Annotated in this window: 21 protein-coding genes, 1 tRNA gene and 1 pseudogene; 22 read left to right on the top strand and 1 reads right to left on the bottom strand. The window is 40.3% G+C overall.

Going from position 1 to position 23516, the window contains the following annotated elements:
• Positions 1-15: 15 nt before the first annotated feature.
• From secY to H7U04_RS06055, 14 genes are all read left to right on the top strand, one after another.
• The gene (gene secY / locus H7U04_RS06120; protein ID WP_002892081.1) at positions 16-1311 is read left to right on the top strand and encodes a preprotein translocase subunit SecY; all 1296 of its coding nucleotides are present in this window, start codon (positions 16-18) and stop codon (positions 1309-1311) included.
• Between the two features lie 131 nt (positions 1312-1442).
• Positions 1443-2081, top strand: coding sequence for an adenylate kinase (locus tag H7U04_RS06115; RefSeq protein WP_048790850.1), 639 nt, complete (start codon positions 1443-1445; stop codon positions 2079-2081).
• A 117-nt stretch (positions 2082-2198) separates the two neighbouring features.
• Complete coding sequence (infA, locus tag H7U04_RS11390) at positions 2199-2417, top strand: translation initiation factor IF-1 (protein ID WP_001040189.1); 219 nt, start codon at positions 2199-2201, stop codon at positions 2415-2417.
• A 25-nt stretch (positions 2418-2442) separates the two neighbouring features.
• Positions 2443-2559 (top strand): 50S ribosomal protein L36, encoded by a 117-nt coding sequence (gene rpmJ, locus H7U04_RS06105; RefSeq protein WP_000868345.1) that lies wholly within the window; start codon positions 2443-2445, stop codon positions 2557-2559.
• Between the two features lie 17 nt (positions 2560-2576).
• The gene (rpsM, locus tag H7U04_RS06100) at positions 2577-2942 is read left to right on the top strand and encodes a 30S ribosomal protein S13 (RefSeq protein ID WP_002885820.1); all 366 of its coding nucleotides are present in this window, start codon (positions 2577-2579) and stop codon (positions 2940-2942) included.
• A 26-nt stretch (positions 2943-2968) separates the two neighbouring features.
• A complete protein-coding gene (gene rpsK / locus H7U04_RS06095) occupies positions 2969-3352 on the top strand; it encodes a 30S ribosomal protein S11 (protein WP_002885718.1) in 384 nt (127 codons plus the stop codon).
• A gap of 48 nt (positions 3353-3400) precedes the next feature.
• Positions 3401-4339, top strand: a complete 939-nt coding sequence (locus tag H7U04_RS06090) for a DNA-directed RNA polymerase subunit alpha (RefSeq protein ID WP_002885793.1) — start codon at positions 3401-3403, stop codon at positions 4337-4339.
• Between the two features lie 17 nt (positions 4340-4356).
• Positions 4357-4743 (top strand): 50S ribosomal protein L17, encoded by a 387-nt coding sequence (rplQ, locus tag H7U04_RS06085; protein ID WP_002885709.1) that lies wholly within the window; start codon positions 4357-4359, stop codon positions 4741-4743.
• 248 nt (positions 4744-4991) lie between these two features.
• Positions 4992-6287, top strand: coding sequence for a gamma-glutamylcysteine synthetase (locus tag H7U04_RS06080; RefSeq protein WP_110980795.1), 1296 nt, complete (start codon positions 4992-4994; stop codon positions 6285-6287).
• 192 nt (positions 6288-6479) lie between these two features.
• Positions 6480-6565, top strand: a tRNA-Leu gene (locus H7U04_RS06075).
• 145 nt (positions 6566-6710) lie between these two features.
• Positions 6711-7592, top strand: coding sequence for a class II fructose-bisphosphate aldolase (locus tag H7U04_RS06070; protein ID WP_002885816.1), 882 nt, complete (start codon positions 6711-6713; stop codon positions 7590-7592).
• A 300-nt stretch (positions 7593-7892) separates the two neighbouring features.
• Positions 7893-8249, top strand: coding sequence for a hypothetical protein (locus H7U04_RS06065; protein ID WP_002892073.1), 357 nt, complete (start codon positions 7893-7895; stop codon positions 8247-8249).
• A gap of 32 nt (positions 8250-8281) precedes the next feature.
• Positions 8282-8620, top strand: a complete 339-nt coding sequence (locus H7U04_RS06060; RefSeq protein WP_201059422.1) for a hypothetical protein — start codon at positions 8282-8284, stop codon at positions 8618-8620.
• A gap of 15 nt (positions 8621-8635) precedes the next feature.
• Positions 8636-9196 carry a TIGR01440 family protein gene (locus H7U04_RS06055; protein ID WP_084915223.1) on the top strand — a complete coding sequence of 187 codons (561 nt, stop codon included), beginning with the start codon at positions 8636-8638 and terminating at the stop codon, positions 9194-9196.
• 53 nt (positions 9197-9249) lie between these two features.
• Here the strand turns inward: H7U04_RS06055 and treR are convergent, their stop codons facing one another.
• Positions 9250-9960 (bottom strand): trehalose operon repressor, encoded by a 711-nt coding sequence (gene treR, locus H7U04_RS06050; RefSeq protein WP_201059420.1) that lies wholly within the window; start codon positions 9958-9960, stop codon positions 9250-9252.
• Positions 9961-10116: 156 nt separating this feature from the next.
• On the opposite strand from treR, the gene treP reads away from it, so the two are divergent.
• The 8 genes and pseudogenes from treP (at position 10117) to H7U04_RS06010 (ending at position 23490) form a co-directional block, all read left to right on the top strand.
• On the top strand, positions 10117-12096 hold the full coding sequence (gene treP / locus H7U04_RS06045) for a PTS system trehalose-specific EIIBC component (protein WP_201059417.1): 1980 nt from the start codon (positions 10117-10119) through the stop codon (positions 12094-12096).
• 62 nt (positions 12097-12158) lie between these two features.
• Positions 12159-13784, top strand: a complete 1626-nt coding sequence (treC, locus tag H7U04_RS06040) for an alpha,alpha-phosphotrehalase (RefSeq protein ID WP_201059415.1) — start codon at positions 12159-12161, stop codon at positions 13782-13784.
• A gap of 81 nt (positions 13785-13865) precedes the next feature.
• Positions 13866-15761 (top strand): M13 family metallopeptidase, encoded by a 1896-nt coding sequence (locus tag H7U04_RS06035; protein ID WP_201059413.1) that lies wholly within the window; start codon positions 13866-13868, stop codon positions 15759-15761.
• 115 nt (positions 15762-15876) lie between these two features.
• A pseudogene (gene adhE / locus H7U04_RS06030) lies at positions 15877-18489 on the top strand (bifunctional acetaldehyde-CoA/alcohol dehydrogenase); the annotation flags it as partial.
• A gap of 160 nt (positions 18490-18649) precedes the next feature.
• Positions 18650-19492, top strand: a complete 843-nt coding sequence (locus H7U04_RS06025; RefSeq protein WP_107372406.1) for a hypothetical protein — start codon at positions 18650-18652, stop codon at positions 19490-19492.
• Positions 19493-19521: 29 nt separating this feature from the next.
• Positions 19522-20499, top strand: a complete 978-nt coding sequence (locus H7U04_RS06020) for a hypothetical protein (RefSeq protein ID WP_080610986.1) — start codon at positions 19522-19524, stop codon at positions 20497-20499.
• Positions 20500-20658: 159 nt separating this feature from the next.
• The gene (thrC, locus tag H7U04_RS06015; RefSeq protein WP_201059411.1) at positions 20659-22143 is read left to right on the top strand and encodes a threonine synthase; all 1485 of its coding nucleotides are present in this window, start codon (positions 20659-20661) and stop codon (positions 22141-22143) included.
• Positions 22144-22203: 60 nt separating this feature from the next.
• The gene (locus H7U04_RS06010) at positions 22204-23490 is read left to right on the top strand and encodes an MATE family efflux transporter (RefSeq protein WP_201059409.1); all 1287 of its coding nucleotides are present in this window, start codon (positions 22204-22206) and stop codon (positions 23488-23490) included.
• Positions 23491-23516: the final 26 nt, after the last annotated feature.

Below are 23516 nucleotides of genomic sequence, written 5' to 3'. Positions count from 1 at the left end.
GAGGGGTAACTCATTATGTTCTTTAAACTATTAAAAGACGCATTGAAAGTCAAAAACGTTCGTAATAAGATTTTATTTACAATCTTCATTATTTTCGTTTTTCGTGTAGGGACTCATGTAACAGTTCCTGGTATCAATGCGGAAAGTTTGAAACAATTAAGCGATTTACCTTTCTTGAACATGCTTAACTTGGTGTCTGGTAATGCCATGAATAACTTCTCAATCTTCTCGATGGGGGTTAGTCCTTACATTACAGCATCAATCATCGTCCAACTTTTGCAGATGGATATCTATCCGAAATTTGTGGAGTGGGGCAAACAAGGGGAAGTTGGTCGTCGTAAATTGAACCAAGCGACTCGCTATATTACTCTTGTTTTAGCCTTTGTTCAATCGATTGGTATTACAGCAAGTTTTAATACTCTCTCATCAATTTCATTGGTTAAAACACCAAATGTTTCAACCTACCTATTGATTGGGACAATTCTAACTGCTGGTAGCATAATTGTGACATGGCTTGGTGAACAAATCACAGATAAAGGTTTTGGTAATGGTGTGTCAATGATTATCTTTTCAGGGATTATTGCTTCTATTCCAAAAATGTTCTCAACGATTTACGAGGATTTCTTTGTCAATGTTCGTTCAGGAGAATTGACTCGTTCATATATCATAGTTGCTTTGTTAATTGTGGTAGGTTTGGCGATTGTCTTCTTTACGACCTTTGTTCAACAGGCAGAATATCAAATTCCAATTCAATATACTAAATTGGTTCAAGGGGCTCCAACGAGTTCTTACCTTCCATTGAAAGTAAATCCAGCTGGTGTTATTCCCGTTATCTTTGCTAGCTCGATTACAACAATTCCTAGTACTATTCTTCCATTCTTCTCGAAGGTTACATGGTTATCACACTTACAAGGACTACTCTCGTATAATACACCTAGTGGAATGATTACTTATGCGATATTGATTATCTTATTCTCATTCTTCTACACATTTGTCCAAGTAAATCCTGAAAAAACTGCTGAAAATCTTCAAAAGAATGGGTCTTACATTCCTAGTGTTCGTCCAGGTCGTGAGACTGAAAAGTACATGTCTTCATTGCTTAAGAGATTGGCAACAATCGGGGCTGTATTTCTCGCGTTTATTTCATTGGCTCCAATTGCGGCTCAACAGTTTATGCACCTTACAAGCTCAATCGCGCTTGGTGGTACATCTCTCTTGATCTTGATTTCAACTGGTATCGAAGGTATGAAACAACTCGAAGGTTACCTATTGAAACGTCAGTACGTTGGATTTATGAATCTTGAAGACTAAGTCTTCTCATGAACAATTGAGAGGGAAAGAAAGGTTACTTTCTGTCCCTTCTCTTTTGTTTTTTGATAACTCTACCAATGTGTTAAAACCTTGATAGAGTTATTTGAAAACAAAAATAAGGAGTTCGTAAGATGAATCTTTTAATTATGGGTCTACCAGGTGCTGGTAAAGGGACTCAAGCTGCAAAAATTGTTGAAGAATTTGGTGTAGCTCACATCTCAACTGGTGATATGTTCCGTGCTGCTATGGCTAACCAAACTGAAATGGGTGTTTTGGCCAAATCATTCATCGATAAAGGTGAATTGGTACCAGATGAAGTAACAAACGGAATCGTTAAAGAGCGTTTGGCTCAAGACGACATTAAGGAAAAAGGATTCCTTTTGGATGGTTTTCCTCGCACAATCGAACAAGCTCATTCCTTGGATCAAATCTTGGTTGATCTTGGTTTGGAGCTTGATGGAGTAATCAATATCGAAGTGGATCCATCTTGCCTTCTTGAACGCTTGAGTGGTCGTATTATTCACCGCGAAACAGGTGAAACTTACCATAAAGTATTCAACCCACCAGCTGACTACAAGGAAGAAGACTATTACCAACGTGAAGATGACAAACCAGAAACAGTGAAACGCCGCTTGGATGTGAATATTGCTCAAGGTGAGCCAATTATTGCACATTACCGTGAGCTTGGTCTTGTATCAGATATTCAAGGTAACCAAGATATCGACGATGTATTCGCTGATGTTAAAAAAGCGATTGCAGCAATTAAATAATTATATAATCTTACTTGCGTATCAGACTTAAGCATGTTATAATACTTTAGTCTGACTTATAATTGTTACCTCTGTGCTCAGAGGAAATCAAATCGAAATTTTAGGGGGTACTTTTGCGTGGCAAAAGAAGACGTGATTGAAATTGAAGGTAAAGTTGTAGAAACTATGCCTAATGCTATGTTTACTGTTGAATTGGAAAATGGACACCAAATTTTGGCGACAGTTTCTGGTAAAATCCGTAAAAACTACATTCGTATTTTGGTCGGTGACCGTGTGACTGTTGAAATGAGTCCTTATGATTTGACACGTGGACGCATCACATACCGCTTTAAATAATCGAAATAATTGGAGGGATTGAAACATGAAGGTAAGACCATCGGTTAAACCAATTTGCGAATACTGTAAAGTTATTCGTCGTAACGGTCGTGTTATGGTAATTTGTCCAACAAATCCAAAACACAAACAACGTCAAGGATAATATAGAAAGGAGAAATCATGGCTCGTATTGCTGGAGTTGACATTCCAAACGATAAACGTGTAGTAATTTCACTTACTTACGTATACGGTATCGGACTTGCAACATCTAAGAAAATCTTGGCTGCTGCAGGCGTTTCTGAAGACATCCGCGTTAAAGATTTGACAAATGATCAAGAAGACGCTATCCGTCGCGAAGTGGATGCAATCAAAGTTGAAGGTGACCTTCGTCGTGAAGTTAACCTTAACATCAAACGTTTGATGGAAATCGGTTCATACCGTGGTATCCGTCACCGTCGTGGACTTCCTGTCCGTGGACAAAACACTAAAAACAATGCCCGCACTCGTAAAGGTAAAGCTGTTGCGATTGCAGGTAAGAAAAAATAATTAAAATAAAATAGGAGGTAAAAACATTGGCTAAACCAACACGTAAACGTCGTGTGAAAAAGAATATCGAATCTGGTATTGCTCACATTCACGCTACTTTCAATAACACTATTGTTATGATTACAGATGTGCATGGTAACGCTGTAGCATGGTCATCAGCTGGTGCTCTTGGTTTCAAAGGTTCTCGTAAATCTACACCATTTGCTGCACAAATGGCTTCAGAAGCTGCTGCTAAATCTGCACAAGAACATGGTCTTAAAACAGTTGAAGTAACTGTTAAAGGTCCTGGTTCAGGTCGTGAGTCTGCTATCCGTGCTCTTGCTGCTGCAGGTCTTGAAGTAACAGCAATCCGTGATGTAACACCTGTACCACATAATGGTTGTCGTCCTCCAAAACGTCGTCGTGTGTAATCTTTAATAACAATAGTACACAAGGTTCGTTTCGAGGGAGTATAATAAATGATTGAGTTTGAAAAACCAATAATAACAAAAATTGATGAAAATAAAGATTACGGCAAATTTGTCATCGAACCACTAGAACGTGGTTATGGTACAACTTTGGGTAACTCTCTTCGTCGTGTACTTTTGTCATCACTTCCAGGTGCTGCCGTAACATCAATTAAGATTGATGGAGTACTCCACGAATTTGATACCGTACCAGGCGTCCGTGAAGACGTGATGCAAATCATCCTTAATATTAAAGGACTTGCTGTAAAATCTTACGTCGAAGACGAAAAGACAATTGAACTTGATGTCCAAGGTCCAGCTGAAGTTACTGCTGGAGACATCTTGACTGATAGCGACATTGAAATTGTTAACCCTGATCATTATCTTTTCACTATCGCTGACGGCGCTTCTTTGAAAGCGACTATGACAGTAGCTACAAACCGTGGTTATGTTCCAGCAGATGAAAACAAGAAAGACGATGCACCAGTGGGAACATTGGCTGTAGATTCAATCTACACACCAGTGAAAAAAGTCAATTATCAAGTTGAACCTGCCCGTGTAGGTAGCAATGATGGTTTTGATAAATTGACAATCGAAATCATGACAAACGGAACAATCATCCCTGAAGATGCCCTCGGTCTCTCGGCTCGCGTTTTGATTGAACACTTGAACTTGTTTACTGACCTTACTGATGTTGCTAAAGCTACTGATGTAATGAAAGAAACTGAAAAAGTGAACGATGAAAAGGTGCTTGACCGTACCATCGAAGAACTTGATTTGTCTGTACGCTCATATAACTGTTTGAAACGTGCCGGTATTAATACCGTTCATGATTTGACAGAAAAAACTGAGCCTGAAATGATGAAAGTCCGTAACCTAGGTCGTAAATCTCTTGAAGAAGTCAAAGTTAAGTTGGCTGATCTTGGACTTGGACTCAAAAACGATAAATAATAATATAGGAGGATAACATGGCTTACCGTAAACTTGGACGCACAAGCTCACAACGTAAAGCGGTTCTTCGTGATTTGACTACAGATCTTATCATTAACGAAGCAATCGTTACAACTGAAGCACGTGCTAAAGAAATCCGTAAAACAGTTGAAAAAATGATTACTCTTGGTAAACGTGGTGATTTGCACGCACGTCGTCAAGCAGCTGCATTTGTACGTAACGAAATTGCATCTGAAAGCTATGATGAAGCAACTGATAAATATACATCAACAACTGCTCTTCAAAAACTTTTCTCAGAAATCGCACCTCGTTATGCTGAACGTAACGGTGGATACACTCGTATCCTTAAAACAGAACCACGTCGTGGCGATGCTGCCCCAATGGCAATCATCGAACTTGTTTAATTTTTATCAATTTTGTTGAGTGTTATGATGATGGAATAGCTTAGCTTTTCTTAGTCTAGCTCTGGTCTACCGCTGGGCATACGCCTAGCGGGAACACTCATCATAAAAATGGGAATAAATAAGCATGTAACGCTTGTTTACGAAAGGTAATACGGTTATTTTTCGTAAGCAGGCGTTTTTTTGTCTATAAATCGTCTGAATATTTTGATATAATGGAATAAGCTTATTTTAAAAAGGGGGACATTATTTTGACAACAGCCAAGGAACTGCTTAAGCAAAGGTACTATGAGCCAATTAAGGAGCAACCCGAATTATTTGTGGGGATTGAGTTGGAATACCCAGTTGTTAATTTGAGTGGTAATGCTACAGATGTCTCTCTTACAAAACAGTTACTAGTCTATCTTTTGGATAATTTTGATTTTCAAGCTGATAAGTATGATTCTTATAATAATCCTATTCAGCTTATCGATAAAGTTTCTGGAGACATGATTCTTTTTGAAGTTTCGTACAATACGATCGAGTTTGCTTTTGCAAAGGCTGAGAGAATTTCTGAGGTTGAGGAACGTCTGGATACTTACCTCAGTATAATCCAATCCTATCTTCAGAATCATAATCATGAGTTGCAAGGTTGGGGAGTGAATCCAAACTGGGCAAAAAATGACAACAGACCTGTTAAATCTCCTCGTTATGAAATGCTTATGGATTTTCTCGAGCTATCTAAAGCAAAGAACGATCCTTTCTTTCATGATTATCCAGAATATGCTTCTTTCATCTGTGGGAGTCAGGTACAATTAGATGTTTCAAAAACATCCTATTTAAGAGTCTTAAATGCTTTTAACCAAATAGAGGGACCCAAGGCAGTATTATTGGCAAACTCTGAGTTTTGGGGTTCTGATTGGGATTTAGCGCTTTCCCGTGATGTTTTCTGGGAGAATTCCATGCATGGTGTGTTTGAGGAAAATGCAGGAGTATTTCCTAAGGTATTTAAGAATGAAGATGACTATTTTTCTTACTTGTCTGAGACAGCCCTTTTTACTGCTAAGCGTGGTGACGAAACTTACTATTTTGAACCAATACGCGCTAAAGACTATCTGAGTACGCCATCTATCAAAGCACACTCTATTCGTGGCGAAGTAGTCACTATTGAACCAAGTGAGGAAGATTTTAAGACTCACCGTTCTTATCAATTTCAAGACTTAACGACTAGGGGAACCGTTGAGTTTCGCAGTGTTTGTACCCAACCTTTCTCATCAACCTTTGCGCCAGCAGCCTTTCACCTTGGTCTTTTAGTCAATTTGGTAAATCTAGAAAATATTTTAAATGACTCACCTTTTTTTGAAGCACTTGACTATGATTACCCTAGAATTCGTCGTTTATTTTCGAAAAAAGATATTTCTGCTACAGACCTCAAAATGATTTTACCTTTGACAGAATCGTTATTGTCTTGTGCTGAGGATGGCTTAAAATTGCGTGGTTTTGGAGAAGAAGTTTACTTAGCTCCCCTTAGAGAGAAATTAGATAGGCTGAATAAGAGTTTAGCTTAACCTTTGACAAGAGATATGATAGATAGTTTTTGCTAAAAAATTTAAAAAAAGTCAAAAAAGTATTGACGTCAGCAAACAATAAATGGTATTATATAATAGTTGTTTCGAAAGAGACAAGAGAAAGTTATTAAAAAACTTTCAAAAAAGTATTGACACGAGTTGTCAATCTTGATATAATAACTAATGTTGTTAGCGGAAATGGCGGAATTGGCAGACGCGCAGGACTAAGGATCCTGTGACCGCTTTAGGTCGTGAGGGTTCAAGTCCCTCTTTCCGCAGAGTAACCAGTCACATGACTGGTTTTTTTGTATTAAAAAATCAAAACGCTTACAAATTGTAGAAAAGCTAGTTTTTTGAGTTCAATTGTGATAGAATAAACTTGTAAACGGGTTCAAACCCAAAAAAATATAGGAGGCCTTTATAATGGCAATCGTTTCAGCAGAAAAATTTGTCCAAGCAGCTCGTGATAATGGTTACGCAGTTGGTGGATTTAACACAAACAACCTTGAGTGGACTCAAGCTATCTTGCGTGCAGCAGAAGCTAAACAAGCTCCAGTACTTATCCAAACTTCTATGGGTGCAGCTAAGTACATGGGTGGTTACAAATTGTGTAAAGTCCTTATCGAAGAATTGGTTGAATCAATGGGTATCACTGTACCAGTTGCTATTCACCTTGACCACGGTCACTACAATGACGCTTTGGAATGTATCCGTGTAGGTTACACTTCAGTTATGTTTGACGGTTCACACCTTCCAGTTGAAGAAAACCTTGAAAAAGCAGCTAAAGTTGTTGAATTTGCACACGCTAACGGTGTATCAGTTGAAGCTGAAGTTGGTACAATCGGTGGTGAAGAAGATGGTATCATCGGTGATGGTGAATTGGCACCAATCGAAGATGCTAAAGCTATGGTTGCAACTGGTATCGACTTCCTTGCAGCAGGTATCGGTAACATCCACGGTCCTTACCCAGAAAACTGGAGCGGACTTCACCTTGACCACTTGCAAAAATTGACAGAAGCTGTTCCTAACTTCCCAATCGTATTGCACGGTGGATCAGGTATTCCTGATGATCAAATCCAAGAAGCTATCAAACTTGGTGTTGCTAAAGTTAACGTTAACACTGAATGTCAAATCGCATTTGCTAACGCAACACGTAAATTTGTTGCTGAATACGAAGCAAATGAAGCAGAATACGACAAGAAGAAACTCTTCGACCCACGTAAATTCTTGAAACCAGGTTTCGAAGCTATTACAGAAGCTGTTGAAGAACGTATCGACGTATTCGGTTCAGCAAACAAAGCTTAATTAGACTATATAAGCTTGAAAATAAAGGGTTTGTCCAATATGGACAAGCCTTTTTCTTATGTTTTGCCACAAATTTGCCACACTTTCTAAATCTCAGTTCCTTTTGATTATAGATGTAGTGCAAACAAAGCGCAATTAGGCTATTAAAACAAGGTCCTTTCTGGGTCTTGTTTTTTTGTACCCAAATAAATAGTTAGTATCTGCGAATCAATCTGTGATTGAGAGGAAACAAATTTTAAAGATTGGATATGGCTTTGGTTGATAGATTCTATTTCCTAACTTTTTAAGATATGCTATAATATGAATATGTTTGATAATTATATTGTACCTGTATTTTTTGGTGGTGGAGCTCTTGCTCTACTAGGTTTAGTGTTATTTGGTTGGGCCTTGCCTTCATTTTTGAAGGGTAAGTGGTCTTATTTGATTTCTTTGCTAGGTTTAGGTTTGGTTGCTTTTGCCTATTTTGATGCGGCGATTGTTATCACTTATAAAATCTGGCTTGGATTGCTAGGTGTCATCATGATTGGTTGGGGACTTCCTTTCAACAATCGCAAGGGACGCCGTGCGATGACTATTTTCTGGGCTGTCATGGCAATCGTTGTGGGTATTGCTGCTATTGCATTCACTATTGCTTATGGTGTCATTAACCGCCACTAACATGAAACTGTAAAACATGCTATAATAATGGCATGTTTTATTTTATGACCCTATCATTTATTATCATGCCTGCCTTGGGCTGCTTCTTAATAGGCTTGGCTTTTGCTAAATCAGATTGTTGGGAGTTTTCTTGGATATTATCCTTAATAGGTTTAGTGGCCTTTATTTCTTCTTTTTGGCATATAGCACGCGTAGATTTATGGTTTATGTTAAGTTATAGTGTTGGTCCTTTTTTGATGGGATTTGGTTTCTCTTGGGATCTAAGTAAGAAACGCCGTGGGCAGTTATTATTATTAGGGGGATTTTTCCTTATCTTTTTTGTGATTCTGTACTATCTTATTGTGCGAATCCTGAATACAGCTGTTGTCTAAAGGAGGGCTGTTGTGATGTTGCTAGATTTAGAAGAGAAGACACGTGTGCTTGTAGAAGATATTGTTGAACGTTCCGCTATTGGGCGAGGAGCTATCTTTGTCTTGGGATTGTCTTCCAGTGAGGTCGCTGGTGGGATAATCGGAAAAGCCTCTAGCCGTGAAATTGGCCAACGAATTGTGAAAACGATTCTTGAAGTTTTGGAATCTAAAGGAATTTACCTGGCTGTTCAAGGCTGCGAACATCTGAATCGTGCTTTGGTTGTTGAGCGTGAGCTCGCCATGGCTAAAGATTTGGAAATTGTTAATGTTCTTCCGACCTTGCATGCTGGGGGAAGTGGTCAGCTGGCTGCTTTCGACTATATGAAGGATCCTGTTGAGGTGGAGGAAATTGTCGCTCAGGCTGGTATCGATATTGGGGATACCTCTATTGGTATGCATGTGAAGAGGGTCCAAGTTCCTCTTCGCCCGATTACTCCAGAATTAGGTGGTGCTCATGTGACTGCTTTGGCGAGTCGTCCTAAGTTAATTGGTGGAGCTCGTGCTGAGTATCTAGCAGATCCTATCCGTAAAAACTAAAAAGTATCGGACATTCTTGTCCGATACTTTTTCTGTGAGCAGAGCCCTTTCTTTCAATGACGACGCTTGGCATAATCGACAAATTTGAATTTTTCAAGTTTGTGGCGACTTTCCGTAAATTGGAACTGTTTTCCATTAGTTAAATAAACTTTAGAACGGATACAAACAACGTGCTGGTCTTTACCTAGGTCGATAAGAATCTTATCTTGATCGGTAGCATTATCAATAGTGATTTCTTTAAAGGCGTGGGAAATGCTAAGGTTGAGCTGATTCTCGATGTAGTCGTAAATAGAGTGTTCAGCAATGCTACGGTTTAGTTGAGGAACAAGGCTAGTATCTAGGTAATCAATATCTATAACAGAGGCGCAGCTATCGACGACTCTTTGACGAACAACACGCCAGACCTGTCGGCTATTAGAAAACCCAGTTCTTTCTGAGAGTTTGGAATCAACGATGATTTTATCCAGAGAAATAACGTTGGTTTGCGAATTAAGGCCTTGTTGTACTATTAGCTCCTGGTAACTAGTAAGGTCAGACACAGGAAAGTTGATTTGTTCCTGGTTAATAACCTGGGAGCCAGAGCCATGAATCTTTTTGACCAAGCCTTCTTCAACGAGTAAGGTTAATGCTTTTCGTATAGTGTCTCGACTAACCTGGTAAGATTGACCCAGTTCTTGCTCGGTCGGGAGAAAGTCTCCCACTTGATATTTTTGATCATGGATAGCTATCTCTAAATCCTTATAAATAATCTGGTATTTTTTCATCGCTCTCCTCATTTGTAGGTAAAAAAACATACAACTAATGTTTTTTTCAAAAAATATGTTAAAAAAATTCCGGAACACTTGCAGACAAATTTGCAACCGTTTACAATTAGTTTATCAAGTCAATCAGATATTGTCAAAAAAGAAAAGGAGATTCAAATGGGTAAATTTGAACAAGAAGCCAAAGATCTGCTTGCTGCAATCGGTGGTAAAGAAAATGTGACTGCTGTTACTCACTGTGCGACGCGTATGCGTTTCGTTCTTGGTGATGACAAGAAGGCAGATGTGAAAACAATCGAAGCCATTCCTGCTGTTAAGGGGACTTTCACCAATGCAGGTCAATTCCAAGTTATCATTGGTAATGATGTGCCAATCTTTTATAACGATTTCACAGCTGTATCAGGGATTGAAGGTGTTTCTAAAGAGGCTGCTAAATCAGCTGCTAAGAGCAACCAAAATCCAGTTCAGCGTGTTATGACAACCTTAGCGGAGATCTTTACACCTATTATTCCAGCCCTTATCGTTGGGGGATTGATTCTTGGTTTCCGTAACGTTCTTGAGGGTGTGCATTGGTCAATGCTTGACGGTAAGACAATTACCGAGGTTTCGCAGTTCTGGTCAGGTGTGAATCATTTCTTATGGCTACCTGGTGAAGCTATTTTCCAATTCTTGCCTGTAGGTATTACTTGGTCTGTTTCTCGTAAAATGGGAACTAGCCAAATTCTTGGAATTGTTTTGGGGATCTGTCTGGTGTCACCACAATTGCTTAACGCTTATTCAGTAGCATCGACACCAGCGTCTGAAATTGCTAAGAATTGGGTTTGGGATTTTGGATTCTTTACTGTTAATCGTATAGGTTATCAAGCGCAAGTTATTCCAGCCCTTCTTGCTGGTTTATCACTTTCTTATCTTGAAATTTTCTGGCGTAAACATGTACCAGAAGTAGTATCAATGATTTTTGTACCGTTCTTGTCATTGATTCCAGCCCTTATTTTGGCTCATACTGTTTTAGGTCCTATTGGTTGGACTATTGGCCAAGCCCTTTCAACAGTGGTTCTTGCTGGTTTGACAGGTCCTGTAAAATGGCTTTTCGGTGCTGTTTTTGGTGCACTTTATGCGCCGTTCGTTATTACTGGTCTTCACCATATGACCAATGCTATCGATACTCAGTTAATTGCAGATGCTGGTGGAACAGCTCTTTGGCCTATGATTGCTCTATCAAATATTGCTCAAGGTTCAGCTGTTTTTGCTTACTATATTATGCATCGTCATGATGAACGTGAGGCTCAAATTTCACTTCCAGCTACTATTTCAGCTTATCTTGGTGTTACAGAACCAGCCCTCTTCGGGGTTAACGTCAAATATATTTACCCATTTGTTGCGGGTATGATTGGTTCCTCTATCGCAGGTCTTTTATCAGTAACCTTTAACGTTACAGCGGCCTCTATCGGTATTGGTGGTTTGCCTGGTATCCTATCAATTCAACCTAAATATATGATTCCATTTGCAGCAATAATGCTTGTTGCTATCATTGTACCTATGGTCCTAACTTTCTTCTTCCGCAAGGCGGGTCTCTTTACTAAGACAGAAGATGATACAGAACTTAAGGAAGAATTTGCAGCTCAAGAAGAGGCTGAATTTGCATCACATACTGCGACTCCAACAGTTCTTGCTGAATCAGCAGAGGTTGTTAGCCCACTTGCTGGTCAAGTTAAACCACTTGGCCAAGCCACAGACCCAGTTTTCTCATCAGGTGTCATGGGACAGGGGGTAGTCATCGAACCAAGTCAAGGCGAATTGGTTTCACCAGTAAATGGTACAGTGACAGTACTCTTCCCAACTAAGCACGCCGTAGGCATCGTTTCTGAAGAAGGTGTTGAAATGCTAATGCACATTGGTATGGATACCGTTAGCCTTGACGGAAAAGGTTTTGTGGCTCATGTTGAACAAGGTGATAAAGTTGTTGTTGGTCAACAATTGATTAGTTTTGATATGGATGTTATTAAAAAGGCTGGTTTGGTCACTGAGACTCCAGTTATCATTACAAATCAAGATGATTTCCAAGCAGATGTTGAAGGGGATCTTCCACGTGATATCAAACGTGGTGATGCTCTCATGATTGCTCATCGAACAAAATAAGCTAAGGGGTGGAGACGTTACGGTTCCACCTCTACATATAAAGAACAAAAGAGGAAAATTACATGGCATTAGATAAAACAAAGGTTGTATACCAAATTTATCCAAAATCATATAAGGACACTACAGGAAATGGAATCGGTGACTTCAGAGGCATCATTGAAAAAATTCCTTATCTATCAGAGTTAGGCGTGGATATGGTTTGGCTCAATCCTTTCTATCCGAGCCCACAACGTGACAATGGTTACGATATTTCAGACTATACAGCCGTTAATCCTGTCTTTGGAGACATGACTGATTTTGAAGAAATGGTCCGTGTCGGAAAAGAGCACAAGATTGATTTCATGTTAGATATGGTGCTCAACCATTGCTCAACGGAGCATGAGTGGTTCCAAAAAGCTTTGGCTGGAGACCAGTATTATCAAGATTTCTTCTTTATTCAGGACCAACCAACCGATTGGTTGTCTAAATTTGGTGGTTCTGCCTGGGCTCCTTTTGGAGATACAGGGAAATACTATCTTCACCTCTTTGATGAAACACAGGCGGACCTTAATTGGCGCAATCCCAATGTCCGTAAGGAGTTGTTCAAGGTGGTCAACTTCTGGCGTGACAAGGGAGTCAAAGGCTTCCGTTTCGATGTGATCAATTTGATTGGGAAAGATGAAGTCTTAGTGGATTGCCCTGAAAATGAAGGGAAACCAGCTTATACGGATAAACCAATTGTCCATGACTATCTTCGTATGATGAATGAAGCGACCTTTGGTTCTGATGATAGCTTTATGACAGTTGGAGAGATGTCCTCGACAACCATTGACAACTGTGTTCTCTATTCAGCACCGGAGCGTCACGAGTTGTCTATGGCCTTTAACTTCCATCATCTTAAAGTAGATTATGAAGATGGTCAAAAATGGACTATTGCTCCCTTTGATTTTGAAGAGCTCAAACGTCTCTATCATACCTGGGGTAAGGAAATGAGTGAACGAGGTGGTTGGAGTGCCCTTTTCTGGAATAACCATGACCAACCTCGTGCCTTGAATCGCTTTGTGGATATTAAGAACTTTCGTAATGAAGGAGCGACCATGCTAGCAGCTAGCCTTCACCTATCACGTGGAACACCTTATATCTACATGGGTGAAGAAATCGGGATGATAGATCCAGATTATGATTCTATGGCAGATTACGTGGATGTGGAATCCATCAATGCCTACCAGATGCTTTTGGACCAAGGTAAGTCTCCTGAGGAAGCCTTTAAGATTATTCAAGCTAAGTCACGAGATAATTCGCGTACACCCATGCAATGGGATGCTTCTGAGAATGCAGGTTTTTCAACAGGCACTCCATGGTTGAAAGTTGGTAAATCTTATAAAGACATCAACGTTGAAAATGAAATCGATGGACCAATCTTTAAATTCTATAAAGAATTGATTCGCTTGCGCAAAGAAATGCCTATTATTTCAGAAGGAAGCTATCAGCCAGCATTTGAGGATAGTCAAGAAGTCTACGCCTTTGAACGCTACTTAGACGGTCAAAAACTCTTGGTACTCAATCATTTCTATGGAAGTGAAGCTGAAGTGGCGATTCCAGCAGAATACCAAGCAGGGCGTGTGCTCTTGTCAAACTATGACGATGCAGAGCTTGCTGAAAAGATAATTTTGAAGCCTTATCAAACCCTAGCAATCTTAGTAAAATAAGCCAAACTTTCCTCAGTAAATGCTTTTGCTGGGGAATTTTGTTATAATGAAAGCACTTTTAATGTTGATGGAGGAAGTGTAATGACACGCTTACAAGATGATTTTTATGATTACGTCAATGGGGAATGGGCTGAGACAGCAGTCATTCCAGATGATAAACCTTCGACTGGTGGCTTTATGGACTTGGATCGAGATATCGAAAACTTGATGTTGGATATCACTGGAAAATGGCAAAGAGGAGAAGAATTGCCTGAAGATAGCATTCTGCAAAACTTTGTCAAATACCACAAGATGGTAGCTGATTTTGATGCACGAGAAGCAGCTGGTGTGGCTCCAGCCATGCCCTTGATCAATGAAATCAAGGCTCTGTCTTCTTTTGAAGACTATACCAGCAAGTTGGGCACCTATGAACTAGCTGGCAAACCTAATCTCATGCCATTTGGCGTGTCACCAGACTTTATGAATGCGCAAATGAATGTCCTGTGGGGAGAAGCGCTTAGTTTGATTTTGCCAGATACAACCTATTATGAAGAAGGTAATGAAAAAGGTCCAGAATTGTTGGCTATCTGGCGCCAGATGATGGAAAAACTCTTACCAAAATTTGACTTCTCAGAGGCAGAAATCAAGGATATCTTGGATAAGGTCATTGCAGCGGATGTAGAATTGGCCAAGTATGTCTTGTCAAACGAAGAAAAATCAGAGTACAACAAACTCTATCATCCCTATGAATGGGCAGATTTTAAGGCCTTGGTTCCAGAATTGCCACTCGATGCCTTCTTTACGGAAGTCATTGGACAAACACCAGATAAAATTATCGTCCCAGAAGAGCGTTTCTGGAAGGAATTCGCGCCAAAGTTCTACTCAGCAACCAACTGGGAGAGCATTCATGCCAAATTGAAACTCGGTGCAGCTCTTTCTTGGACTTTATTCTTGACCGAAGAAATCCGTGTTTTGGCTGGTGAATATAGTCGTACGATTGCAGGTATTCCAGAACCTCGTCCAAAAGAAAAAGCAGCCTTATCAATAGCAGAAGTACCATATAGCCAAGCGCTTGGACTCTGGTATGCAGGTGAAAAATTCTCACCAGAAGCAAAAGCAGACGTGGAGCATAAAGTAGCGACCATGATTGAGGTCTACAAGGATCGTCTAGAAAAAGCAGACTGGCTCGCTCCTGAGACTCGTAAAAAAGCCATTGTCAAGCTCAATGTCATCACACCTCATATTGGCTACCCTGAAAAATTACCAGAAACGTATGCCAAGAAGATCATCGACGAGAGCAAGACCTTGGTGGAAAATGCTCAAGCCCTTTATGAAATTTCAATTGCTCATAGCTGGAGTAAGTGGAACCAACCAGTTGATCGGAGCGAGTGGCACATGTCAGCAAATATGGTCAATGCCTACTATGATCCGCAACAAAATCAAATCGTCTTCCCCGCTGCGATTTTGCAGGCACCTTTCTATGACCTTCATCAATCTTCCTCAGCTAACTACGGTGGAATTGGTGCGGTCATTGCTCATGAAATTTCACACGCCTTTGATACCAATGGTGCTTCCTTTGATGAGAATGGTAGCTTGAAAGACTGGTGGAAGCCAGAAGATTACGAAGCCTTTACCGCTCGTACCCAAAAAGTTATCGATCAGTTTGAAGGCCAAGACTCTTATGGTGCTAAGATTAATGGGAAATTGACTGTTTCTGAAAACGTAGCGGACCTTGGAGGCATCGCTGCAGCCCTTGAAGCCGCTAAGAAAGAGGAGAATTTTTCAGCAGAAGAATTCTTCACCAACTTTGCTCGCATCTGGCGCATGAAAGCTCGGACAGAATATATGCAACTTCTTGCAAGTGTTGATGTCCACGCACCAGGAAAACTCCGTACCAATGTTCAACTACCAAACTTCGACGAATTCCACAAGGAATTTGACGTTAAAGAGGGCGACGGCATGTGGCGTGCCCCAGAAGATCGCGTGATTATTTGGTAATAATGATGAAATCTGTCCAAAAATGGACGGATTTCTTTATTTTTGTCATTGTAAGGGTTTACATAGTGACTAGAAAACGCTATAATATACTTGTGTTAAAGCTTGTGAAGTTTTTAACAAGTATTCAAAGGAGTTTCATATGACTAAACAAACTAAAGATGTTCAAACAGTAATAGATGAATTGGCAACAAAAGGGGTTGAAGCCCTTGATGCTATGGCTAACTTTACGCAGGAGCAAGTGGACCATATTGTTCACCAAGCTGCGATTGCTGCTCTAGATAAACACATGTATTTGGCTAAATTGGCCGTTGATGAAACAGGGCGCGGTATTTACGAAGATAAAGCCATCAAGAACATGTATGCTTCTGAATACATTTGGAATAGTATTAAATATGACAAAACTGTAGGCGTTATTGCTGAAGATAAAGAACAAGGTTTGGTTTCTATCGCTGAGCCGGTTGGTGTTATCTGTGGGGTTACACCAACAACTAACCCAACTTCAACAACCATTTTCAAAGCCCTCATTGCTCTTAAGACACGTAACTCTATCATCTTTGCCTTCCACCCATCAGCTCAGAAATCATCTGCTGAGGCTGCTCGTATTGTTCGTGATGCAGCTATTGAAGCAGGTGCACCTAAGGACTGCATTCAGTGGATTGAAGAGCCATCTATCGAAGCAACTGGTCTTTTGATGAACCATCCTAAGATTGCCACAGTACTTGCGACTGGTGGACCTGGAATGGTTAAGGCTGCTTATTCAACTGGTAAACCAGCGCTTGGTGTAGGAGCCGGAAACGTCCCATCTTATATCGCTGCTGATGCTAAGGTTAAACGTGCGGTCAACGATATCATCGTTTCAAAAACTTTTGATAATGGTATGATTTGTGCGTCTGAACAAGCAGCTATCGTTGATGCAGCTATTTATGATGAAGTTAAGGCTGAATTTGAAGCACATCAATGTGTCATCATTTCTAAAAAAGCTGATATTGCTAAATTGGAAAAAGTCGTTCTTAATGAAGCGCGTACAGCTGTAAATGGTGCCATTGTAGGTCACTCAGCTATTGAAATTGCTGAAAAAGCTGGCCTTAAAGTTCCTGCAGGTACAAAAATGCTTTTGGCAGAAATTCCAGATGCAACAATGGAACACCCACTTGCCTTGGAAAAATTGTCTCCAGTACTTGCTCTTATCAAATCTGATGGTGTTGAAGATGGATTCAAAAAAGCAGAAGGCATGCTCAATTTGGGTGGTCTTGGACACACTGCTGTTATCCACACTGAAAATGAAGAGCTCCAACTCCAATATGGTATCCGCATGAAAGCCTGCCGTGTCTTGGTTAATAGTCCATCAGCTGAAGGTGGTATCGGTAATATCTACAATAACATGATCCCATCATTGACTCTTGGTTGTGGTTCACACGGTCATAACTCAGTGTCACACAATGTTAGCTCATTTGATCTCTTGAATGTTAAAACATTGTCAAAGCGTCGCAATAACATGCAATGGTTTCGCGTCCCACCAAAAATCTTCTTCGAAAAAGATTCAATAACTTACTTGCGTCACATTGAAGCTGAGCGCGTGATGTTGGTTTGCGACCCTGGTATGGTTCAGTTTGGTTATGCAGACTTGGTTAAACGCCAATTGGAACTTAACCGCCACAGACCGGCAGTAGATGTTTTCTCAGATGTTGAGCCAAACCCATCTACTAATACCGTTTATAAAGGTTTGGAACGCTTTGTAGATTTCCAGCCAGATGTAATCATCGCTCTTGGTGGTGGTTCTGCAATGGACGCTGCTAAGGCTATGTGGATGTTCTTTGAACACCCAGATGTAAGCTTCTTCGGTGCTAAACAAAAATTCTTGGATATCCGTAAACGTACTTACAAGATTCCTTACGCTCAGAAGACACAATTCATCTGTATCCCAACAACTTCAGGGACAGGTTCAGAAGTAACGTCATTTGCGGTTATCACTGATAGTGAAACTCATATCAAGTACCCATTGGCAGATTATGCTTTGACTCCGGACATTGCTATCGTTGACCCTGCTTTGGTTATGAGTGTACCTGCCAGCGTTACAGCAGATACAGGTATGGACGTTTTGACTCATGCCATTGAATCTTATGTATCAGTCATGGCTAGCGACTATACACGTGGGCTTTCACTCCAAGCAATTAAACTTGTTTTTGAAAATCTTGAACATTCTTACCGCTTTGGTGATGAAGAATCACGTGAAAAAATGCATAATGCGTCAACAATGGCTGGTATGGCCTTCGCCAATGCTTTCCTTGGTATCAACCACTCACTAGCTCATAAGGTTGGTCCTATGTTTGACATTCCACACGGACGTACTAATGCGATTTTGATGCCTCACGTTATCCGTTACAACGGTCGTGATCCTCAAAAACACGCTATGTTCCCTAAATATGACTACTTCCGTGCAGACAAAGATTACGCAGATATCGCTCGTTTCATGGGATGGGGTACTGACAAGCAATCAGATGCTGAATTGGTTGAAGTTTTGGCACAAAAAGTATACGAATTGGGTATTGCCGTTGGTATTGCCATGAACTGGAAGGGACAAGGTGTTACTAAGAAACTTCTTCAAGACACTGCCTATACTTTGGCCGAACATGCTTATGAAGACCAATGTACAACAGCTAATCCGAAAGAACCACTTATTTCAGAATTGAAAGAAATCATCGAAATTGCCTTTGATTATAAAGGATAAGCGATAGACTAAAGTAGCTCTATAGGGGCTACTTTTTTTGCTAGAAACCTTCTATATTAGAGTGTTTATCCAAATTAAAAATAAAGGACTTTCCCGAATAAGATAGAAAAACGCTTTAAGAATTGTTATAATAACCTTACAGCGAGATAAGGAGATTCCTATGACAAAAGAAGAAGGGCTTAGTTTGGGTGAAACATCACATCCTCTCAAGTCTCGTGAATTGAAGCCACCAGTGGCTTCTGCAGCAGGAAATAGAGCGACTAATAAGTTTAAAGAGTTTAATGCTGATAGGATGGTGAGTGTTCAATTCAATCCTAGTCAACAAGTAAAAGAATCAAAGGAGCCAGTAACCTCAAAGAATATTGTGGGGATGGTATCAGGTGTGATTGCAGCGATACTCACCATACTTTTGATTGTTTGTCTCGTGATGGGATACCGTTATCGAGCCGCAAGCATTGAGGGCGATTGGACAAGCCCAACCTTTAGTGAGAAAATGTTAGCCACTCTGAAAGATACTGCTAATACTAAGAATAAAGTTAGTAATGCTTTACCACAAGGTCAAGATCTTATCACCGATATCAATACAGTAATAAGTATTACTGACAATAAGGCTCACTTAAAAGTGAGCTTTGTTTACAATCGTAAAGGGCTTTATCAGGCTTACCAGAGTAGAGTTACTGAATTGAAAGGTCAGTACGGCGAGGAGTTCTCGGAGGTTTTTGATAGTTATTCATTGTCAGAAAAAGACTACTATAAACAGTTTGATGAGACAGTGAAGAAAGAACTTCCAAAGAGTTATACCTACGATGCCAAAACCGGTCGTGTCACAACAACTGCTTTTACGGGTGATATTAACCGTTGGGAGCAAACAATCACTGTGGATAAGGCTGGAGATTCAGATGCTTTTAAAAAAGGTGATGTATTAGATTATACGCCTAACAATGGAGGCTTTACTATTAAGGCACACAGTGAATTTGGTGACATTAGCTTTACAAAAAAATAAATAAAAAAGGAAATTAAAGGGGAATATAAATGACAAGAGCAGAATGGTTGGACTATTTTGAAACGGTAAACGGACGTAAGCCGAGTGTTCAGGAAATGGCGGATGCTTTGAAAGCTGGGGAGTTTGTTAATGAAGCACCGGCTAAAACTGAAGATACAGTTACTACTGAACCTATTAAGGTTGAGGCAGAAATCGTCGAGACAAGTACTAGTCCTCTACCAACTGAAACGGCACCAGTAGTAACAGCAACTGCACCTTCTACAGTTCCTTTTCCAGAAGGACAAGCAGCTATGGCAAATTTGGCTCCTAAAAAACCAATGGATCCCAAAAAGAAAAAACGCATCCTAGTCTCAGTTTTGTCAGCAGTAGTCCTTGTCTTCTTATGTATCGGTGGCTTTATGACTTACCGTTATGTGACAGGTAATATTGATGGCAAATGGTACAGTAGTTCTCTAGGTAGAGAGTATAGCTCAAGCATGTCTGAAAGTTTGACAGACTTGGATAGTAAGGAGCTTGAAAAGTACTTTAAAGATACTGCTGTAACCATGAAAGTAAAGGGTAGCAATGCCAAGGTGACTGCTAGCTATACTTTTGATAAGAAAACCTATATCAAGGACTATCGTGAGAGGGTTCAGAAGTCCTTCTCAGCCTTTGGAGATTTATTTAAAGCCTTCTATGGAGATTCCTTTGAAAACTATTATAGTGAGGAAACCATAGAAAAAGAACTTGATGAAGCTCTTGAAAAAGCTGCGAAAGATAATGGTCAAAAGTATGATTCGAAGACAGGCGAAACAACAACAACCCTTTTCAAAGGAAAGGTTAGTCGTTTAGGACATAAGATGACTGTTACTTCTGTCAACAAAGATGTTGATATCGATGGTCTCAATGTGAAAAAAGGCCAAGAGCTAAAAGTGACTAAAAAAGACAAGAAAGTAACGCTTAGTGGTGATGGTAAATCAAAAGATATTACTTTCTCAACTAAGAATGACACCAAAGATAAATTTTAAAATGACATCCGGAATCGCTATTCCGGATTTTTTCATGTCGTTGAGGGAAGAGAATAAGGTGATATCCGAATGATTTTCTCACAAGTCACAATACGTGTAGAAATATTCTGACAATTATGCTACAATAGAGCCACAGACTATCTAAAAAGAGGATTTACCATGACACTTGTATACCAATCAACACGTGACGAAAATAATAAAGTAACTGCTAGTCAAGCTATTCTTCAAGGTTTGGCAACAGATGGTGGCTTGTTCACACCATTGTCAACACCTGAGGTTGCTTTGGATTTTGATCAATTGAAAGACGCTTCTTACCAAGAAGTTGCTAAATTGGTCTTGTCAGCTTTCTTGGATGATTTTACGGAAGAGGAATTAGATTACTGTATCACAAATGCTTATGACGACAAGTTTGATACAGCTGCTATTGCACCAGTAGTTAAACTTAAGAACCACTACAACCTTGAACTTTTCCATGGTTCTACTATCGCTTTCAAAGATATGGCCCTTTCAATCTTGCCTTACTTGCTAACAACATCAGCTAAAAAGCAAGGTGTTGATAATAAGATTGTTATCTTGACAGCGACATCAGGTGATACTGGTAAGGCTGCTATGGCTGGTTTTGCAGATGTTCCTGGAACTGAAATTATTGTCTTTTATCCAAAAGACGGTGTTTCAAAAATCCAAGAATTGCAAATGACCACTCAAACAGGAGCTAACACTCACGTTATTGCTATTGATGGTAACTTTGATGATGCCCAAACCGATGTGAAACGTATGTTTAATGATGTTGACTTGCGTGAGAAATTGTTGGCTCATCATACGCAATTCTCATCAGCTAACTCAATGAACGTCGGTCGTTTGGTACCACAAGTGGTTTACTATGTATATGCCTATGCGCAGTTGGTTAAGGCAGGTCATATCCAAAACGGAGATAAGGTTAACTTCACAGTACCAACAGGAAACTTTGGTAATATCTTGGCGGCTTATTATGCACGTCAGATTGGTGTTCCGGTTGGCAAATTAATCTGTGCCTCTAATGAAAATAACGTCCTCACAGACTTCTTCGCAACGGGTACTTATGACAAGAAACGTGACTTCAAGGTAACGACAAGTCCTTCTATGGATATCTTGGTATCTTCTAACTTGGAACGCTTGATTTTCCACCTTCTTGGTAATGATGCTGCTAAGACTAAAGAGCTCATGGATGCACTTGTGACTAAGGGCGAGTATACTTTGGCTGGTGCAGATAAAGATATTCTTGATTTGTTTGTAGCAGGTTTTGCAACTGAGGATGAAACAGCTGCTGAAATCAAACGTGTCTATGATGAAAACAAGTATATCGAAGATCCTCATACAGCGGTTGCCTCAGCTGTTTACGAAGCATATGTTCAAAAGACAGATGACCACACCCCTACAGTTATCGCTTCAACAGCTAGCCCATACAAATTCCCACGTGTGGCTATTTCAGCTGTCACTGGTAAAGACAGTGGGGATGATTTCAAAGCAGTAGAAGATTTGCACCAACTTTCAGGTGTAGCTATCCCAGCTGCTGTAAATGGACTTGAACATGCGGAAGTCCGCCATAAAACAGTTGTTGCGGCAGCTGATATGCAAAAAGCAGTTGAAAGCTATCTTGGTGTATAAGAATAAAAAAATAGGAGCTGAGAAATCAGCCCTATTTTTATCAATATAGAAGAGAATATTATGACAGAAACAAAGAAAATTCTAAACATAGCCTTGCCTGCTATGGCCGAAAACCTTCTACAAATGTTGATGGGGGTTGTCGATTCTTACCTAGTGGCTCAGGTTGGTATTGTCGCCATATCAGGGGTTTCCGTAGCCAATAATATAATCACGATTTACCAAGCTATCTTCATTGCTCTGGGAGCCTCAAGTGCCAGTGTCATTGCCAGAAGTTTAGGAAAAGGTGATGTTAAAGCGACTAACCGAGACACTTGGGATGCTATTATTATTACCCTTGCTCTTAGTCTCATTCTTGGTCTACTTTCCATTTTTGGTGGTGGAGCCATTCTCAATCTTCTCGGTACTGAGCAATCTGTGACCCGGGCTGGAAGTCTCTACCTTGCTCTTGTCGGTGGAGGGGTGGTCTTCCTAGCCTTGATGACTACTTTTGGTAACATCCTACGAGCTAAGGGACGACCTCGTATTTCCATGGTCGTCAGTCTTTTGACCAATGTTCTTAATGCTATTTTATCTTCTTTAGCCATCTTTGTGGGACATTGGGGGATTATTGGGGTCGCAACAGCTACGGTTTTCTCTCGTCTGGTTGGGACAGTGATACTCTGGCAAGCGATGAAACTGGATGTGAAGCAGCTTGAAATTACCAAACCTTTTAATAGAGAGTTGTTGGGCATTGCCCTGCCAGCAGCAGGTGAGCGACTGATGATGCGTGCTGGAGATGTGGTCATCGTGGCTATTATTGTTACCTTTGGTACAGCCGTTGTCGGTGGTAACGCCATTGGTGAAAACCTCACTCAGTTTAACTATATGCCTGGTATGGGAGTCGCTACGGCTACGGTTATCTTGGTTGCCAATAGTCTGGGTCGAGGGGATAAGACGCAGATGAAGTGTATTATACGAGAGTCTTATTGGATTTCCACCTTCTTGATGATTCTGGTTTCAGGGAGTATCTTGCTCTTTGGCCAAGGATTATCAGGTCTCTTTACAGATAATAAAGCAGCTATTGCGGCTAGTCAGGTAGTTATTCTTTATTCTTTCCTTGGGAATCCTGTGACTTCGGGAACTTTAGTTTATACAGCAGTTTGGCAAGGCCTGGGTAAGGCTAAGATGCCTTTCTATGCGACGACTATTGGGATGTGGATCATCCGAATTTTTTCAGGATACTTCCTTGGAGTGAGTCTGGGAATGGGTCTTGCTGGTGTCTGGATTGCAACCGTTGTTGATAATGTATGGCGTGCGATCTTCCTCTACGTGATGTACCGTCGTTATCTCGTAAAGAGAAAGTTTTAAGGATAAATACTGAGGAGATACTCTTA

This window comes from Streptococcus sp. 22.1, assembly GCF_016648645.1.
Classification (GTDB): Bacteria; Bacillota; Bacilli; order Lactobacillales; family Streptococcaceae; genus Streptococcus.
This window is presented reverse-complemented; position numbering and strand designations above follow the sequence as displayed.